This window comes from Pseudomonas sp. RA_105y_Pfl2_P56 (genome assembly GCF_963970845.1).
Classification (GTDB): domain Bacteria; phylum Pseudomonadota; class Gammaproteobacteria; order Pseudomonadales; family Pseudomonadaceae; genus Aquipseudomonas; species Aquipseudomonas baetica_A.
The window spans coordinates 1-18296 of sequence record NZ_CAXAPL010000024.1 but is presented as its reverse complement, the minus strand read 5'-3'; the positions used below and the strand labels follow the sequence as shown (position 1 = coordinate 18296).

The 18296-nt window shown below is 59.7% G+C and carries 14 protein-coding genes and 1 tRNA gene; 12 read left to right on the top strand and 3 right to left on the bottom strand.

The window, feature by feature from the left end:
- Positions 1-139: 139 nt before the first annotated feature.
- Positions 140-1567, bottom strand: coding sequence for an arginine-ornithine antiporter (gene arcD, locus AACY11_RS17165; protein ID WP_339430960.1), 1428 nt, complete (start codon positions 1565-1567; stop codon positions 140-142).
- Positions 1568-1993: 426 nt separating this feature from the next.
- Here arcD (AACY11_RS17165) and arcD (AACY11_RS17160) point away from each other — a divergent pair, with 426 nt between their 5' ends.
- The 12 genes from arcD (AACY11_RS17160) to AACY11_RS17105 all read left to right on the top strand — a co-directional run bounded on the left by arcD (AACY11_RS17160) (position 1994) and on the right by AACY11_RS17105 (position 16724).
- Positions 1994-3421 carry an arginine-ornithine antiporter gene (arcD, locus tag AACY11_RS17160; RefSeq protein ID WP_339495393.1) on the top strand — a complete coding sequence of 476 codons (1428 nt, stop codon included), beginning with the start codon at positions 1994-1996 and terminating at the stop codon, positions 3419-3421.
- Positions 3422-3456: 35 nt separating this feature from the next.
- Positions 3457-4713 (top strand): arginine deiminase, encoded by a 1257-nt coding sequence (arcA, locus tag AACY11_RS17155; protein ID WP_339465252.1) that lies wholly within the window; start codon positions 3457-3459, stop codon positions 4711-4713.
- Between the two features lie 112 nt (positions 4714-4825).
- Positions 4826-5836, top strand: coding sequence for an ornithine carbamoyltransferase (locus AACY11_RS17150; RefSeq protein ID WP_339430963.1), 1011 nt, complete (start codon positions 4826-4828; stop codon positions 5834-5836).
- 191 nt (positions 5837-6027) lie between these two features.
- Positions 6028-6957 carry a carbamate kinase gene (gene arcC, locus AACY11_RS17145; RefSeq protein WP_339430964.1) on the top strand — a complete coding sequence of 310 codons (930 nt, stop codon included), beginning with the start codon at positions 6028-6030 and terminating at the stop codon, positions 6955-6957.
- Between the two features lie 62 nt (positions 6958-7019).
- Positions 7020-7382, top strand: a complete 363-nt coding sequence (locus AACY11_RS17140) for a DUF5064 family protein (protein ID WP_339495392.1) — start codon at positions 7020-7022, stop codon at positions 7380-7382.
- Between the two features lie 199 nt (positions 7383-7581).
- Complete coding sequence (locus AACY11_RS17135; RefSeq protein ID WP_339430966.1) at positions 7582-9090, top strand: sigma-54-dependent transcriptional regulator; 1509 nt, start codon at positions 7582-7584, stop codon at positions 9088-9090.
- A gap of 437 nt (positions 9091-9527) precedes the next feature.
- Positions 9528-9911, top strand: coding sequence for a glycine cleavage system protein GcvH (gene gcvH, locus AACY11_RS17130; RefSeq protein WP_339430967.1), 384 nt, complete (start codon positions 9528-9530; stop codon positions 9909-9911).
- 11 nt (positions 9912-9922) lie between these two features.
- Positions 9923-12775 carry an aminomethyl-transferring glycine dehydrogenase gene (gcvP, locus tag AACY11_RS17125; protein WP_339430968.1) on the top strand — a complete coding sequence of 951 codons (2853 nt, stop codon included), beginning with the start codon at positions 9923-9925 and terminating at the stop codon, positions 12773-12775.
- Positions 12776-12977: 202 nt separating this feature from the next.
- Complete coding sequence (locus AACY11_RS17120) at positions 12978-14354, top strand: L-serine ammonia-lyase (protein WP_339495391.1); 1377 nt, start codon at positions 12978-12980, stop codon at positions 14352-14354.
- Between the two features lie 41 nt (positions 14355-14395).
- Complete coding sequence (gcvT, locus tag AACY11_RS17115) at positions 14396-15520, top strand: glycine cleavage system aminomethyltransferase GcvT (RefSeq protein ID WP_339495390.1); 1125 nt, start codon at positions 14396-14398, stop codon at positions 15518-15520.
- 405 nt (positions 15521-15925) lie between these two features.
- Positions 15926-16138, top strand: coding sequence for a cold-shock protein (locus AACY11_RS17110; RefSeq protein WP_003227496.1), 213 nt, complete (start codon positions 15926-15928; stop codon positions 16136-16138).
- A gap of 97 nt (positions 16139-16235) precedes the next feature.
- Positions 16236-16724: an RDD family protein gene (locus AACY11_RS17105; RefSeq protein WP_339465249.1), complete on the top strand. Its 489-nt coding sequence runs from the start codon at positions 16236-16238 to the stop codon at positions 16722-16724.
- A 136-nt stretch (positions 16725-16860) separates the two neighbouring features.
- On the opposite strand, the gene nadA is transcribed toward AACY11_RS17105, so the two are convergent.
- Entirely contained in the window at positions 16861-17919 is a 1059-nt protein-coding gene (nadA, locus tag AACY11_RS17100) for a quinolinate synthase NadA (RefSeq protein WP_201228252.1), read from the bottom strand.
- Positions 17920-18190: 271 nt separating this feature from the next.
- Positions 18191-18266, bottom strand: a tRNA-Lys gene (locus AACY11_RS17095).
- Positions 18267-18296 lie beyond the last annotated feature (30 nt).

Here is an 18296-nt window from a genome sequence, read left to right as displayed (position 1 = left end):
CCCTTCGCGAGCAAGCCCGCGCCCACATTTGACCGAGTTTCTTCTGACGGAACGCGATTGAGTGTGTGTGCGGGCTTGCTCGAGAAGACGGCCGCACCGACACCTGCGATTCAGGGTCAATCTGTGCGGCTCGTCAGCCTCACAACGACAGCACCCCGCTGTACAAACCGTAAGCCGCCAGCCCCGCGCCAATGATCACGCAGGTGAAAATCCCCTTCTCGACAGGGGTGAACAGCGGCTCGCCCTGTTCATGCTTGGCCTTGGCAAACAGGATCACCCCCGGCGCATACAACAGCGCCGACAGCAGCAGATATTTCACCCCGCCGGCGTACAACAACCACACCGCATAACACAGGGCGATGCCACCGATCAGCAGGTCCTTGGTGCGCTCGGCCGAGGCGTGTTCGTAGGTTTCGCCGCGTCCGCTCAACAGCACGGCGTAGGCGGCCGACCACAGGTACGGCACCAGAATCATCGACGACGCCAGATAAATCAGACGGGTGTAGGTGCCGGCCGAAAACAGCGTGATCAACAGGAAAATCTGGATCATCACGTTGGTCAGCCACAACGCATTGACCGGTACATGGTTGGCGTTTTCCTTTTTCAGGAACGCCGGCATGGTCTTGTCCCGGGCCGTGGCGAAAAGAATTTCGGCACAGAGCAACGCCCACGACAGCAATGCGCCCAGCAACGAGACCGCCAGGCCAATGCTGATCAGCAACGCGCCCCACGGCCCGACGATGTGTTCCAGCACCGCCGCCAGTGACGGATTCTGCAGGGTCGCCAGTTCCGGCTGGCTCATGATCCCCAGCGACAACACGTTGACCAGCACCAGCAGCGCCAGCACACCGATGAAACCGATCACCGTGGCACGGCCAACGTCGCTGCGTTTCTGCGCCCGCGCCGAGTACACGCTGGCGCCCTCGATGCCGATGAACACGAACACCGTCACCAGCATCATGTTGCGTACCTGATCCATCACCCCGCCGAAACTCGGATTGCTGTGGCCCCAGATATCACGGGTGAAGATGTCAGCCTTGAACGCCAGGGCGGCGATGACGATGAACAGGATCAGCGGCACAATCTTGGCCACCGTGGTCACCTGATTGATGAACGTCGCCTCCTTGATCCCGCGCAGCACCAGAAAATGCACGCCCCACAGCAGCACCGACGCGCAGCCGATAGCGATGGGCGTGTTGCCCTGGCCGAACACCGGAAAGAAGTAGCCGAGGGTGCTGAACAGCAGAACGAAATAACCGACGTTGCCCAGCCACGCGCTGATCCAGTAACCCCACGCCGAGGAAAACCCCATGTAGTCGCCAAATCCGGCCTTGGCATAGGCATAAACGCCTGAGTCCAGTTCGGGCTTGCGATTGGCCAGGGTCTGGAACACGAACGCCAGGGTCAACATGCCGATCGCGGTGATCCCCCAGCCGATCAGAATCGCCCCGGCATCGGCGTGCGCCGCCATGTTCTGCGGCAGGGAAAAAATTCCCCCGCCAATCATCGAACCCACCACCAGGGCGATCAACGCCCCCAGTTGCAGCTTTTGCGTCGGTTGCGACATTTCAATCTTCCTTTTTCCCGGATCGACGGTGGCCGCTCACTCATCACATAGTCGCTATTTAACTAAACGGGTAAAGCGCAATTACGTTTATTGAATAACACCGATTAGCGCCTTTTATAGAAAACGGCCGTGCACTTTCTACGCGCTGATCCGGATTATTCGATTCTGTACTGAAAACAGATGCTGAAATTTGCCAAACCCTGAAAAAGAACTAGCGTCATAGCTCCAAAGAAACAAGGACAATTCTCAATCATATTGATCGAAAGCCTCTGGAACGGGACTTTCCGGCGAAAGCTTTATGCCATCAGTCATTTCATAAGTCATTCATTAACAATGAAATGTGACCTTCAACTGATCCACGTCAGCAGTTTGAACAGATAACAGAACTACGCTGTGATCTCTTCTCTCCTGCAATGGAGTCATGCAATGTCTGAAACTCCCGGAAAACTACGATTAGGCGCATTGGTTGCCTTGGTAGTCGGATCAATGATCGGTGGCGGGATATTCTCTTTGCCACAAAACATGGCCGCCAGTGCCGACGTCGGTGCGGTGCTGATCGGTTGGGCCATTACCGCTGTCGGCATGCTCACCCTCGCTTTTGTTTTCCAAACCCTCGCCAATCGCAAGCCTGACCTGGACGGTGGCGTGTACGCCTACGCCAAGGCCGGATTCGGCGATTACATGGGGTTCTCGTCGGCCTGGGGTTACTGGATCAGCGCTTGGCTGGGTAACGTCGGCTACTTTGTTTTGCTGTTCAGCACGCTCGGTTACTTTTTTCCGGTGTTTGGCGAGGGCAATACCGTCGCCGCGGTGATCGGCGCGTCCGTGCTGCTGTGGGCGGTGCACTTTCTGGTGCTGCGCGGGATCAAGGAAGCGGCGTTCATCAACCTGGTGACCACCGTCGCCAAGGTGGTGCCACTGCTGCTGTTTGTATTGATCGCCGTCTTCGCGTTCAAACTGGACATCTTCACTGCTGACATTTGGGGCGTGAAAAACCCTGATCTGGGCAGCGTGATGAACCAGGTGCGCAACATGATGCTGGTCACCGTGTGGGTGTTCATCGGCATCGAAGGCGCGAGCATCTTCTCGGCGCGGGCGGAAAAACGTTCCGACGTCGGTAAGGCCACCGTGATCGGCTTCATCACCGTGCTGCTGTTTCTGGTGCTGGTGAACGTGCTGTCGCTGGGCATCATGACTCAGCCGGAACTGGCCAAACTGCAGAACCCGTCGATGGCCGCCGTGCTTGAACATGTGGTCGGTCACTGGGGTGCAGTGCTGATCAGCGTCGGCCTGATCATCTCGCTGCTGGGGGCGCTGCTGTCGTGGGTGCTGCTGTGCGCAGAGATCATGTTCGCCGCCGCCAAAGACCACACCATGCCGGCGTTCCTGCGCAAGGAAAACGCCAACCACGTCCCGGTCAACGCCTTGTGGCTGACCAACGCGATGGTGCAGGTTTTCCTGATCATCACCCTGTTCTCGGCCAGCACTTACCTGTCGCTGATCTACCTCGCCACGTCGATGATTCTGGTGCCCTACCTGTGGTCGGCGGCGTATGCCCTGCTGCTGGCGGTGCGCGGCGAAACCTACCAAGGCTTCGCCGCCGAACGGCGCAAGGATCTGATCATCGGCGCGATCGCCGTGATCTATGCGGTCTGGCTGCTGTATGCCGGCGGGATCAAGTACCTGCTGCTCTCGGCCCTGCTCTACGCCCCGGGCGCGATCCTGTTCGCCAAGGCCAAACTGGAACTCAAACAACCTGTTTTCACGAACGTCGAGAAGCTGATTTTCGCCGCTGTGGTCGTCGGTGCCCTGGTGGCAGCCTACGGCTTGTATGACGGCTTCCTGACTCTGTAGCACCTGATTGATTTGTTATCTGGAGGATCACTGAAATGACCACGGAAAAAGTTAAGTACGGCGTCCATTCCGAAGCCGGCAAACTGCGCAAAGTCATGGTTTGCTCCCCAGGTCTGGCCCATCAGCGGCTGACCCCGAACAACTGCGATGAACTGCTGTTCGACGACGTGCTGTGGGTCGCCCAGGCCAAACGCGACCACTTCGACTTCGTCACCAAGATGCGTGAACGCGAGATCGACGTGCTGGAAATGCACAACCTGCTGACCGATATCGTCGCCATCCCTGAGGCACTGGACTGGATCCTCGACCGCAAGGTCACCGCCGATTCGGTGGGCCTGGGCCTGATCAGCGAAGTGAAGTCCTGGCTGCACAGCCTCGAACCACGGCACATTGCCCAATACCTGATCGGCGGCGTCTCCGCTGATGACCTGCCGGACAGCTTCGGTGGCAAGACCATTCAGATGTTCCGCGACTTCCTCGGCCACTCCAGCTTCATTCTGCCGCCGCTGCCCAACACCCAGTTCACCCGCGACACCACATGCTGGATCTACGGTGGCGTGACGCTGAACCCGATGTACTGGCCGGCGCGTCGTCAGGAAACCCTGCTGGCCACCGCCATCTACAAATTCCACCCGCAATTCACCAACGCCGATTTCGAGATCTGGTACGGCGACCCGGACAAGGATCACGGCAGCGCGACCCTTGAAGGCGGCGACGTCATGCCGATCGGCAACGGTGTCGTTCTGATCGGCATGGGCGAGCGTTCTTCTCGCCAGGCCATCGGCCAACTGGCGCTGAACCTGTTCAAGAACAAAGCCGTGGAGAAAGTCATCGTGGCCGGCCTGCCGAAGTCCCGCGCAGCGATGCACCTGGACACCGTGTTCAGCTTCTGCGACCGCGACCTGGTGACGATATTCCCGGAAGTGGTCAACCAGATCGTGGCGTTCACTCTGCGACCTGACGAAAGCAAACAGGGCGGCATCGATATCCGCCGCGAAGAATCGAGCTTCCTCGACACCGTGGCCAAAGCCCTCAACCTCAAAGCGCTACGTGTGGTGGAAACCGGCGGCAACAGCTTCGCCGCCGAACGCGAGCAATGGGATGACGGCAACAACGTGGTAGCCGTGGAGCCGGGCGTGGTCATCGGCTATGACCGCAACACCTACACCAACACCCTGCTGCGCAAGGCGGGCGTTGAGGTCATCACCATCAGTGCCGGGGAACTGGGCCGTGGTCGTGGCGGCGGCCACTGCATGACCTGCCCGATCATCCGCGACCCGATCGACTATTAATTTTTTGACTAATGACGACCCGACGCTGTGAACGCGTAGCGAGCGCAGGAAAGAAAAGGCGAAGGCGCACAGCCTGCAGTCGCTTTCACAGTGTCGGGCAAGGAGATCCATCATGGCTTTTAATATGCGCAACCGCAGCTTGCTGAGTTTGATGCACCACACCACTCGCGAGATCAACTACCTGATCGACCTGTCCCGCGACCTCAAACGTGCCAAGTACACCGGCACCGAGCGTCCACACCTGCAAGGCAAGAACATCGCGCTGATCTTCGAAAAAACCTCGACCCGCACCCGTTGCGCATTCGAAGTCGCGGCCCACGACCAGGGTGCCCACGTCACCTACATCGATCCGGTGTCGTCGCAGATCGGCCACAAAGAGAGCATGAAAGACACCGCCCGCGTTCTCGGCCGAATGTTCGACGCCATCGAATACCGTGGTTTTGAGCAGGAAATCGTCGAAGAGCTGGCCAAGTTTGCCGGTGTGCCGGTGTTCAATGGTTTGACCGCCGAATTCCACCCGACGCAAATGATCGCCGACGCGCTGACCATGCGTGAACACAGCGACAAGCCAATGCACGAGATCAGCTACGCCTACCTCGGCGACGCTCGCTACAACATGGGTAATTCGCTGTTGATGATCGGCGCCAAGCTTGGCATGGACGTGCGTATCGCCGCGCCGAAAGCGCTGTGGCCGCACGCTGACTTCATCGCCCAGTGCATGGCGTTCGCCGAAGAAAGCGGCGCACGCATCACCATCACCGAAGACCCGAAAGAAGCGGTCAAGGGCGTCGACTTCATCCACACCGACATCTGGGTGTCGATGGGTGAGCCGGTGGACGCCTGGGACGAGCGCATCGAGCAACTGCTGCCGTACCAGGTCAACCCCCAAATGATGAAAGCCTCCGGCAACCCGCGCGTGAAATTCATGCACTGCCTGCCGGCGTTTCACAACAGCGAAACCAAGGTCGGTAAAGACATCGCCGCGCGCTATCCGCACCTGGCCAATGGCGTTGAAGTGACCGAAGACGTCTTCGAATCCCCGGCCAACATCGCCTTCGAGCAAGCGGAAAACCGCATGCACACCATCAAGGCGATTCTGGTGTCGACGCTGGCTGATCTCTAAGACCCGGCCCGCTCTCACTGAAGAAACCGGCTGTAAATGTGGGAGCGGGCTTGCTCGCGAAGGGGCGATATCAGGCGACATTGATGGAGCCTGACACACCGCCTTCGAGAGCAAGCCCCCTCCCACAAGGGCCCGGTTCCGACAGCAAGATCGAGTCGTTTGCCATTCCTCTGTCTGAGAAGGACTGCACCATGCGTATCGTCGTAGCGTTGGGCGGTAACGCCCTGCTTCGCCGTGGCGAGCCGATGACCGCTGACAATCAGCGCGCCAACATCCGCGTCGCCGCCGAACAAATCGCCAGGATCCATCCCGGAAATCAACTGGTCATCGCCCACGGCAATGGCCCGCAAGTCGGCCTGCTGTCGTTGCAAGCGGCGGCCTATACCTCCGTCAGCCCGTACCCGCTGGACGTGCTCGGTGCCGAAACCGAAGGCATGATCGGCTACATCATCGAACAGGAACTCGGCAATCTGCTGGACTTCGAAGTGCCGTTCGCCACCCTGCTGACCCAAGTCGAAGTCGACGCCAACGACCCGGCGTTCCAGAACCCGAGCAAACCCATCGGCCCGGTTTACGACAAGGCTGAAGCGGAAAAACTCGCCGCTGAAAAAGGCTGGGCGATTGCGCCGGACGGCGATAAATACCGCCGTGTAGTGGCCAGTCCTCGGCCCAAACGCATCTTCGAGATCCGCCCGATCAAGTGGCTGCTGGAAAAGGGCAGCATCGTGATTTGCGCCGGTGGTGGCGGCATCCCGACCCTCTATGACGAACACCGCAAACTCAAGGGCATCGAGGCGGTGATCGACAAGGATCTATGCTCCTCGCTGTTGGCCGAACAACTGGACGCGGATTTGCTGGTGATCGCCACCGACGTCAACGCCACGTTCATCGACTTCGGCAAACCCAGCCAGAAAGCCATCGCCCAAGCGCATCCGGACGAACTGGAGCGCCTGGGCTTTGCCGCCGGCTCCATGGGGCCCAAGGTACAGGCAGCCTGCGAATTCGCCCGCCATACTGGCAAGGTCGCCGTAATCGGCTCGCTGGCGGACATCGAAGCGATTGTCCAGGGCAATGCGGGTACGCGAGTCAGCACAGCGAAACCCGGTATCACTTATCGATAATCAGAAACTCCGGGGGCAGGCGTAAGGTCTGCCCTTCTCCCATGCCTTGAAAGGAGAGATCCATGGCCCAGTTTGTACCCGGTCATCTGCACATCGAACGGCACGCGCTGAACAAGGACGATGTCAGCTACGACCTGTGCCTTGACTACGAAGTGTTCACCGATCCCAAAGAGGGCAAAGGAATGCAGTTCACGATGCACGGCAGCATTCAGGGCAAGGACATGAAAGAGACGTTCTTCCTGCCCAAGGATCAGGCTTACAACTTCGCCAGAAACATGACCAGAATTGCCGAGAAGTACGGGATTCCCAAGACGCATGCCAGCATTGGCTCGGTGCACAAGCACTACGACGCGATGTTTGAAGATGTTCGGGCGCAGTTGAATATGAAATCCGGGGATCCGGTGAAGCCCGAACACCTCGAATAACCCGGCGTCCCTGTGGGAGAGGGCTCGCGCGCGACGACGTCGTGTCCGGCGATATCAATGTGGCTGAGCCACGGCATTCGCGAGCAGGCCCGCTCCCACAGGGCAACCAGATCGACCGGAAAATCGCCGCCGATTTCACCATTGCCCCGCCCCAAGGCATACTTGCCACCCTCCGCATTGCAGAACACTGAACCGCCCCATGCGTATCCACGTCAGCTTCATCGACCGCGTCGGCATCACCCAGGAAGTCCTGGCCCTGCTCGGCGGGCGCAATCTCAATCTGGATGCGGTGGAAATGATCCCGCCGAACGTCTACATCGACGCCCCGACGTTGAGCCCTGAGGTGCTGGAAGAACTGCGTGACGCGCTGTTCAGCGTGCACGGTGTGCAAGCGGTGAAAGTGGTCGACATCCTCCCGGGCCAGCGTCGGCACTTGCAGCTTGATGCGCTGCTCGCGGCGATGACTGACCCGGTGCTGGCCCTCGACAGCGCCGGCAAGGTGCTGCTGGCCAACCCGGCATTGATTGCGTTGTACGGTCGCGAACCGGCCGGTGAAACTGTCGCTGAGCTGTTCAGCGATCCGGGCCTGCTCGACACGTTGCTCGAAAACGGCTTCCGCCTGCCGCTGCGCGAGATCACCGTCAACGGCCAGACGCTATTACTCGACGCCACACCGATCACTGACGCCGGCGCCCTGCTCACCCTGTATCAACCCAACCGCATCGGCGAACAGCTCTCGGCGCTGCACCACGACCACGCCGAAGGGTTCGACGCGTTGCTTGGCGAATCCCCGGCAATCCGCACCCTCAAGGCTCGCGCACAGCGCGTTGCCGCCCTTGATGCGCCGTTGCTGATCCAGGGCGAAACCGGCACCGGCAAAGAGCTGGTGGCCCGCGCCTGCCACGCCATCAGTGCGCGGCACAGCGCGCCGTTTCTCGCACTCAACTGCGCGGCCCTGCCGGAAAACCTCGCCGAAAGCGAACTGTTCGGCTACGCCCCTGGTGCCTTTACTGGCGCGGCACGCGGTGGCAAACCGGGGCTGATGGAACTGGCCAACCAGGGCACGGTGTTCCTCGACGAGATCGGCGAGATGTCGCCGTACTTGCAGGCAAAACTGCTGCGTTTCCTGAATGACGGCAGCTTCCGCCGGGTCGGCGGTGATCGCGAGGTGAAGGTCAACGTACGCATCCTCAGCGCCACCCACCGCGATCTGGAAAAAATGGTCAGCGAGGGGCTGTTTCGCGAAGACCTGTTCTATCGCCTCAACGTGCTTAACGTCGAAGTGCCGCCGCTGCGAGAGCGCGGTCAGGACATTCTGTTGCTGGCGCGTTATTTCATGCAGCAGGCGTGTGCGCAGATTCAGCGCCCGGTCTGTCGCCTCGCCCCCGGTACTTACCCGGCGCTGCTCGGCAACCGTTGGCCGGGCAATGTCCGCCAGTTGCAGAACGTGATTTTCCGCGCCGCCGCGATTTGCGAAAGCAGTCTGGTGGATATCGGCGACCTCGACATCGCCGGGACCTCGGTCGCGCGTCAGACCGACAGCGACGTCGACAGCCTCGAACAAGCGGTCGAAGCCTTCGAGAAATCGCTGCTGGAAAAACTCTACGTCAGCTACCCCTCGACCCGCCAACTGGCCAGTCGCCTGCAAACCTCGCACACGGCCATCGCCCATCGACTGCGCAAGTACGGCATCCCCAACAAACTTTAAGCCTTGCTCGATCAACCCTGTGGGAGCGGGATTGCTCGCGAAGGCGTCGTGTCAGTCGCCATAGATTTCACCTGATCCAGCGTCTTCGCGAGCAAGCCCGCTCCCACAGGAGTAATGCTCCGGATTTTAAAATCCGCTCAAAAACGACCTGCATCTGTACTGAAAGCGCTACAGCGGAACGATATCGCTACACCCTCCTCCGATCGCCGCTGTGCAAGGCTTTGATCCCGTTAAGCTTTTTTCCTTGCCCTACGCTGTAGCGATTTCGCTACAGACGCACCATCACTCAATCAACACAAAACGTTCAAGAAATTGATTTATAACGATAAATCAACATTGGCCGCGTTCTTGCTAACGAACCCTTCATCAATAAGGGCTTTACCGCCCCAGCCTTCCACCGCGTCCACCAGACGAGTCTGGCCCCCTGAGGAGTTTCCATGAGCGAGTTGCGTTTTACTGAAGATCACGAATGGCTGCGCACTGAAGCCGACGGCAGCGTCACTGTCGGCATCACGGCTTTTGCGCAGAACGCCCTGGGCGACGTGGTGTTCGTGCAACTGCCTGAGCTGCAGACTTACGAAAAAGGCGCTGAAGCCGCCACCGTGGAGTCAGTGAAAGCCGCCAGTGGCGTGTACATGCCCCTCGACGGTGAAGTCCTGGCCACCAACCCAGCGCTGGAAGACAGCCCTGAGCTGGTCAACGAAGATCCGCTGGGCGAAGGCTGGTTCTTCCGCTTCCAGCCAGCCGATGCTTCGGCCGTCGCCAAACTGCTCGATCAAGACGCCTACGACCGCCTGATCAAAGCCCAAGCCGAAGCCTGAGGACAATCGACATGACTCAAGTAAACCTTGGCACCGCCAACGAATTCATCGCCCGTCACATTGGCCCGCGCGCCGGTGACGAACAAGCCATGCTCAACAGCCTCGGCTTCGATTCGCTTGAAGCCCTGAGCGCCAGCGTCATCCCGGAAAGCATCAAGGGCACCAGCGTGCTCGGCATGGACGACGGCCTGAGCGAAGCCGACGCCCTGGCGATGATCAAATCCATCGCCGGCAAAAACCAGTTGTTCAAAACCTACATCGGCCAGGGCTACTACAACTGCCACACGCCGTCGCCGATCCTGCGTAACCTGCTGGAAAACCCGGCCTGGTACACCGCTTACACCCCATACCAGCCAGAAATTTCCCAGGGCCGTCTCGAAGCGCTGCTGAACTTCCAGACCCTGATCAGCGACCTCACCGGCCTGCCGATCGCCAACGCCTCGCTGCTCGACGAAGCCACCGCCGCTGCCGAAGCCATGACGTTCTGCAAACGCCTGAGCAAGAACAAGGGCAGCCACGCTTTCTTCGCCTCGATCCACAGCCACCCGCAAACCCTCGACGTGCTGCGCACCCGTGCCGAGCCGCTGGGCATCGACGTGGTGGTGGGCGATGAGCGTGAACTGACCGACGTCACCCCATTCTTCGGTGCGCTGCTGCAATACCCGGCCAGCAACGGTGATGTGTTCGATTACCGCGAACTGACCGAACGCTTCCACGCGGCCAACGCGTTGGTGGCCGTGGCGGCCGACCTGCTGGCCCTGACCCTGCTGACCGCTCCAGGCGAGTTCGGCGCTGACGTTGCGATCGGCAGCGCTCAACGTTTCGGCGTGCCGCTGGGCTTCGGTGGCCCGCACGCGGCTTACTTCTCGACGAAAGATGCGTACAAGCGCGACATGCCGGGCCGTCTGGTCGGTGTGTCGGTTGACCGTTTCGGCAAGCCAGCGCTGCGTCTGGCGATGCAGACCCGCGAGCAACACATCCGTCGCGAGAAGGCCACCTCCAACATCTGCACCGCGCAAGTGCTGCTGGCCAACATCGCCAGCATGTACGCCGTCTACCACGGCCCGAAAGGCCTGACCCAGATAGCCAACCGCGTGCATCACCTGACCGCGATCCTCGCCAAGGGTCTGACCGCGCTGGGCCAGAAGGTCGAGCAGGAAAGCTTCTTCGACACCCTGACTCTGGCCACTGGCGCGCTAACCGCCGCGCTGCACGACAAGGCTCACGCCCAGCAGATCAACCTGCGCGTCGTCGATGCTCAGCGTATCGGTCTGTCGGTCGACGAAACCACCACGTCGGCTGACATCGAAACCCTGTGGGGACTGTTCGCCGACGGCAAGACCCTGCCGGACTTCGCTGCTCTTGCCGCTTCGGTTCAAAGCACCATTCCTGCTGCACTGGTACGCCTGTCGCCGATCCTCAGCCACCCGGTGTTCAACCGCTATCACTCGGAAACCGAGCTGATGCGCTACCTGCGCAAACTGGCGGACAAGGACCTGGCACTGGATCGCACCATGATCCCGCTGGGCTCGTGCACCATGAAACTCAACGCCGCCAGCGAAATGATCCCGGTGACCTGGGCCGAGTTCGGCGCCCTGCACCCGTTCGCGCCAGCCGCACAAAGCGCCGGTTATCAGCAACTGACCTTTGAGCTGGAAGCGATGCTCTGCGCCGCCACCGGTTACGACTCGATCTCGCTGCAACCGAACGCCGGTTCGCAAGGTGAATACGCTGGCCTGCTGGCGATCCGCGCTTATCACCAGAGCCGTGGCGACGAGCGCCGCGACATCTGCCTGATCCCCTCGTCCGCCCACGGCACCAACCCGGCCACCGCCAACATGGCCGGCATGCGCGTGGTGGTGACCGCGTGCGATGCCCGTGGCAACGTCGATATCGAAGACTTGCGCGCCAAGGCCATCGAGCACCGCGAACACCTCGCCGCGCTGATGATCACCTACCCGTCGACCCACGGCGTGTTCGAAGAAGGCATCCGCGAAATCTGCGGGATCATTCATGACAACGGCGGTCAGGTGTACATCGACGGCGCCAACATGAACGCCATGGTCGGCCTCTGCGCGCCAGGCAAGTTCGGCGGCGACGTTTCGCACCTGAACCTGCACAAAACCTTCTGCATCCCCCACGGCGGTGGCGGCCCGGGCGTCGGCCCGATTGGCGTCAAGTCGCACCTGACGCCGTTCCTGCCGGGCCACGCCCAGATGGAGCGCAAGGAAGGCGCGGTCTGCGCAGCACCGTTCGGCAGCGCGAGCATTCTGCCGATCACCTGGATGTACATTCGCATGATGGGCGGCGCGGGTCTCAAGCGCGCTTCGCAACTGGCGATCCTCAACGCCAACTACATTTCCCGTCGCCTCGAAGAGCACTACCCAGTGCTGTACACCGGCAGCAACGGTCTGGTGGCGCACGAATGCATCCTTGATCTGCGCCCGTTGAAAGACAGCAGCGGCATCAGCGTCGATGACGTCGCCAAGCGCCTGATCGACTTCGGCTTCCACGCCCCGACCATGTCGTTCCCGGTTGCCGGCACGCTGATGATCGAGCCGACCGAAAGCGAATCCAAAGAAGAACTGGACCGCTTCTGCGACGCCATGATCCGCATCCGCGAAGAAATCCGCGCGGTGGAAAACGGCACCCTGGACAAGGACGACAACCCGCTGAAGAACGCGCCGCACACCGCAGCCGAACTGGTTGGCGAGTGGACTCACCCGTACAGCCGCGAGCAAGCGGTGTACCCGGTGGCGTCGTTGATCGAAGGCAAATACTGGCCGCCAGTCGGTCGCGTCGACAACGTGTTTGGCGACCGCAACCTGATCTGTGCCTGCCCGTCGATCGAAAGCTACGCTTAAACCTGTGTGGGGGCATTTATTTGCCCCCACTCTCAACAACACCACAGATCCAATGTGGGAGTGGGCTTGCTCGCGAATGCGGTGAATCAGTCACATTTGTATTGAATGACCCACCGAATTCGCGAGCAAGCCCGCTCCCACAGGCAATGCTACAAACCTGATATTTCGCCAATTCCTATAACAAGAAACCGGAGAACCACTCATGTCGTTAAGCGTGTTCGACCTGTTCAAGATTGGCATCGGCCCCTCCAGCTCCCACACTGTCGGCCCGATGCGCGCCGCTGCGCGCTTCGCTGAAGGGCTGCGTCGGGATAACCTGCTGACTGCCACCGCCAGCGTGCGCGTCGAGCTGTACGGCTCGCTCGGCGCCACCGGCAAAGGCCACGGCAGTGACAAGGCCGTGTTACTCGGCCTTGAGGGTGAACACCCGGACACCGTCGACACCGAAACCGTCGCCGCCCGCCTGCAAGAAATCCGCAGCAACGCTCGCCTGAATCTGCTCGGTGAACACAGCATCGCGTTCAACGAGAAAGAACACCTGGCGATGATCCGCAAGCCGCTGGCCTATCACCCTAACGGCATGATCTTCCGTGCGTTCGACACGGCGGGCATCCAGATCCGCAGCCGCGAGTACTACTCGGTCGGTGGGGGTTTTGTCGTCGATGAAGACGCCGCAGGTGCCGATCGCATCGTCGAAGACGCCACACCGCTGACCTTCCCGTTCAAAAGCGCCAAGGACCTGCTCGGTCATTGCAGCACCTATGGTCTGTCGATCAGCCAGGTGATGCTGACCAACGAGAGCGCCTGGCGCCCGGAAGCGCAAACCCGCGCTGGCCTGCTGAACATCTGGCAAGTGATGCAGGACTGCGTGACGGCGGGTTGCCGCAACGAAGGGATTTTGCCCGGTGGTTTGAAGGTCAAACGGCGCGCGGCGGCGCTGCATCGGCAACTGTGCAAGAACCCGGAATCAGCGTTGCGCGATCCATTGTCAGTGCTCGACTGGGTCAACCTTTATGCGCTGGCGGTCAATGAAGAAAACGCCAATGGCGGACGCGTGGTAACGGCACCCACCAACGGTGCGGCGGGGATCATTCCGGCTGTGCTGCATTACTACATGCGCTTTATTGCCGGCGCCAATGAAGACGGTGTGGTGCGTTTTCTGCTGACCGCGGCGGCCATTGGCATTCTGTACAAGGAAAACGCTTCGATCTCAGGCGCCGAAGTCGGCTGTCAGGGCGAGGTCGGCGTGGCCTGCTCAATGGCGGCCGGCGCGTTGTGCGAAGTGCTGGGCGGCAGCGTGCAGCAAGTCGAGAACGCCGCGGAAATCGGCATGGAACACAACCTCGGCCTGACCTGCGACCCGATTGGCGGGCTGGTGCAGGTGCCGTGCATCGAGCGCAACGCCATGGGCTCGGTGAAAGCGATCAACGCAGTGCGCATGGCCATGCGTGGCGACGGACAGCATTTCGTCTCGCTCGACAAGGTCATCCGCACCATGCGCCAGACCGGCGCCGACATGAAAAGCAAATACAAGGAGACCGCCCGTGGCGGTCTGGCGGTCAACATTATCGAATGCTGATGCTTGCGCATCGGCGGCTGCACATTTTTCAGGAGTTGAAGATGTCTACCGAACAACTGTCGAAAACCCCGCTGCACGCTCTGCACATCGAACTCGGCGCACGCATGGTGCCATTCGCCGGCTACGACATGCCGGTGCAATACCCGCTGGGCGTGATGAAGGAACACCAGCACACCCGCGAGCAGGCCGGACTGTTCGACGTCTCGCACATGGGCCAGATTCGCCTGACAGGTGCCAATGCCGCCAAGGCCCTGGAAACGTTGGTGCCTGTAGACATCATCGATCTGCCAGTAGGCATGCAACGTTACGCGATGCTCACCAATGACAACGGCGGCATTCTCGATGACCTGATGGTGGCCAACCTCGGTAACGACGAGTTGTTCCTGGTGGTCAACGCCGCGTGCAAGGATCAGGATCTGGCTCACCTGCAAAAACACATCGGCGATCAGTGCACCATTACGGCGCTGTTCGAAGAACGCGCCCTGCTCGCCCTGCAAGGTCCGGCGGCCGCTACCGTGCTGGCGCGCCTTGCTCCGCAAGTGGCGCACATGACCTTTATGCAGTTCGCCCGCGTCAATCTGCTGGGTGTCGACTGCTTTGTCAGCCGTTCGGGTTACACCGGTGAAGACGGTTTCGAAATCTCGGTGCCGGCCGCCGATGCCGAAAAACTCGCCCGCGCCTTGCTGGCTGAACCGGACGTTCAGGCCATCGGCCTCGGCGCTCGTGATTCGCTACGCCTGGAAGCCGGCCTGTGCCTGTACGGCCACGACATGAACACCGAAACCACACCCATTGAAGCCAGCCTGCTGTGGGCGATCTCCAAGCCACGTCGCGCCGATGGCGCGCGGGCCGGCGGTTTCCCGGGGGCATCGAACGTTTTCGCACAGCAACACAATGGCGTCGCCCGCAAGCGCGTCGGCCTGCTGCCGCAGGAACGCACCCCGGTGCGTGAAGGCGCAGAAATCGTCAATGAGGCGGGCGACATCATCGGCAGCGTCTGCAGTGGCGGCTTTGGTCCGACGTTGGGTGGGCCGTTGGCGATGGGTTACCTCGACAGCGCGTATGTCACGCTTGAGACACCGGTTTGGGCCATTGTTCGTGGGAAAAAGGTGCAAATGCTTGTAAGCAAAATGCCATTTGTTCCACAACGCTACTATCGCGGCTGATTGACTGTTTCTATAAGTAACGCGATTGCGTTATGCGTGCACTAATGTGTAACGCAATCGCCATAAAACAGTGCACCATCTATCAATCGATTCGAATATGAACGTTGCTTATAACGTTCGAAAACAACTGAACAAGCCCATCATCTAAGCCTGTACTAACCAACCGATTAAGTTCCTGCAGGCTCAGCAAAACCGGGCACTTCACAGGGCTTGTTTTTTCTCCCGAAGTTGGCGTAGAGTTTCCCCACTGTGTTTGCATGGGTCAGCTTGGAATCGTGACCTGGGCAGTAGCCTACAAGTTAGCTACATCCCGTTCGACGTCTTCTTACTCTCCTGCAACCAGCCCCAGTACTCTTTCATGAGAAGGAGACTGTCATTAATTTTTTGCGTCAAAGGAAATAAGAAATGTCCACACGTCAGAGCGGTACCGTCAAGTGGTTTAACGACGAGAAAGGTTTTGGTTTTATCACTCCAGAAAGCGGTCCGGATCTGTTCGTGCATTTCCGTGCCATTCAGGGCAACGGCTTCAAAAGCCTGAAAGAAGGCCAGAAAGTGACTTTCGTTGCTGTGCAGGGCCAGAAAGGCATGCAGGCTGACGAAGTACAAGCAGAAGCCTGATCTTCTGTAACGAAAAAGCCCCTGATATTGATATCAGGGGCTTTTTTGTGTGCGCGAATCCGTAAAATGGCGCTTCCATTTGCGTCCAGAGGCTGCCATGTCGAAACATCTGCTCACTCCCCAGGGCGACTTTCCTGCCGTTGGCCTTGGCCGTCGACTGGCAGCGATGTTCTATGACTTCCTGCTGTGTACTGCCTTGCTGATCGTCACCGGATTCGTTTACAAGCTGATCCAGGCGGCAATCATCGGTGAAGAACGCCTGCGCGTGCTGACCGACGCCGGGAAAATGGATGGCGATCCGCTTTACTCTACGGTACTGCTGCTGGTGCTGTTCGCGTTCTTCGCCAAGTTCTGGACCCACGGCGGGCAGACGCTGGGTATGCAAGTGTGGGGGATTCGTGTGCAGAACGCCGACGGCAGCGCGATCAGCCTGTGGCAGGCGCTGCTGCGCTTCATGGTGTCGATCGCTTCGTGGCTGTGCGTGGGGCTTGGGTTCTTCTGGTCGCTGTACGACAAGCAGAAGCGCACCTGGCACGACATCTATTCCGATACCCGCATCGTCCGGATCCCCAAGAAGCACAAATAATTTCCAAAGACCGAAAACCAAAGTGGGAGCGGGCTTGCTCACGAAAGCGGTGCATCAGTCTCTATCTGAGTCGACTGAGGTACCGCATTCGCGAACAAGCCCGCTCCCACTGGTTTTTGTGCGTGGCAGAAAGATCTCAGGCGTTACCCGCCAGCTTCATCCGCGCTGCCTGGGTGAAATCCAGCATGCGTTTGAGTGGCCGAATCGCCTGCGGAATCAGCGCCGGATCAACAAAGATCTCGTTCGTCCCTTCCTTCAAGCTCCTGAGCGTGCGCTCAAGGGTGTTCATGGCCATCCAAGGGCAATGTGCGCAACTGCGGCACGCGGCGCCGTTACCGGCCGTTGGCGCCTCAATGAAGACCTTGTCCGGGCATAGCTGCTGCATCTTATAGAAGATACCCCGGTCGGTGGCGACGATCAGCGTCTTGTTCGGCAGGCTCTGCGCAGCAGCAATTAACTGGCTGGTAGAGCCAACGGCGTCTGCCAGCTCGATCACCGACGTCGGCGATTCCGGGTGCACCAGAATGGCTGCGTCCGGGTACAACGCTTTCATGTCTTCGAGCTGCTTGGACTTGAACTCTTCGTGAACGATGCAGGCACCGTCCCACAGCAGCATGTCGGCGCCGGTCTTGCGCTGGATGTAGGTGCCTAGGTGCTTGTCCGGCCCCCAAATGATGGTCTCGCCGTTGTCCATCAGGCTTTCGACGATCTCCAGCGCGCAACTCGACGTCACGACCCAGTCAGCCCGAGCCTTAACGGCGGCGGAGGTGTTGGCATAAACCACCACCGTGCGCTCCGGATGTTGATCGCAGAACGCCGAAAACTCGTCGACCGGGCAACCCAGATCCAGCGAACACGTCGCGTCCAGGGTTGGCATCAGCACACGTTTTTCAGGATTGAGAATCTTCGCGGTCTCGCCCATGAACTTCACACCGGCGACTACTACAGTCTTGGCCGGGTGGGCGTTGCCGAAGCGAGCCATCTCCAGGGAGTCGGACACACAGCCGCCGGTTTCTTCGGCCAGGGCCTGAATCACCGGATCGCAATAAAAGTGGGCCACCAGCACAGCGTCCTGAGCCTTGAGCTCGGCGGCAATGGCGGAACGGTAGTAGGCCTCTTCCTCGGCAGTCAGCGGTTTGGGCTGTTTGGCATCGAGGTGGGCTTGAACCAGAAGGCGTTCGGAAATCTGCGTCATGTTCGCAAGACCTGCAGGCGCTTTCGCGCGAAAGTCGAGTATACACCCGGCTCCGGACCGCTTGAGGGTACCGCCGGGAGAGTGAGTAGTATCAGGCACGGACAACGTTGAAGCTGCGCAAGGCTACAGAATATCCGGAGGATACAAAAGATGATTCTGACCTGTGTCAGAACTGTGGACAGTGAAGGAACATGTGCCCGAATTGCAGGCAAAAAAAAACCCGGAAATCCTCACTTTCGTGGGCCTTCCGGATTTTCTAAACCGCCAAATATGGTGGGTCGTGTGGGATTCGAACCTACGACCAATTGGTTAAAAGCCAACTGCTCTACCAACTGAGCTAACGACCCGCTGTGTGGTGGCGCGTATAATACTGATTT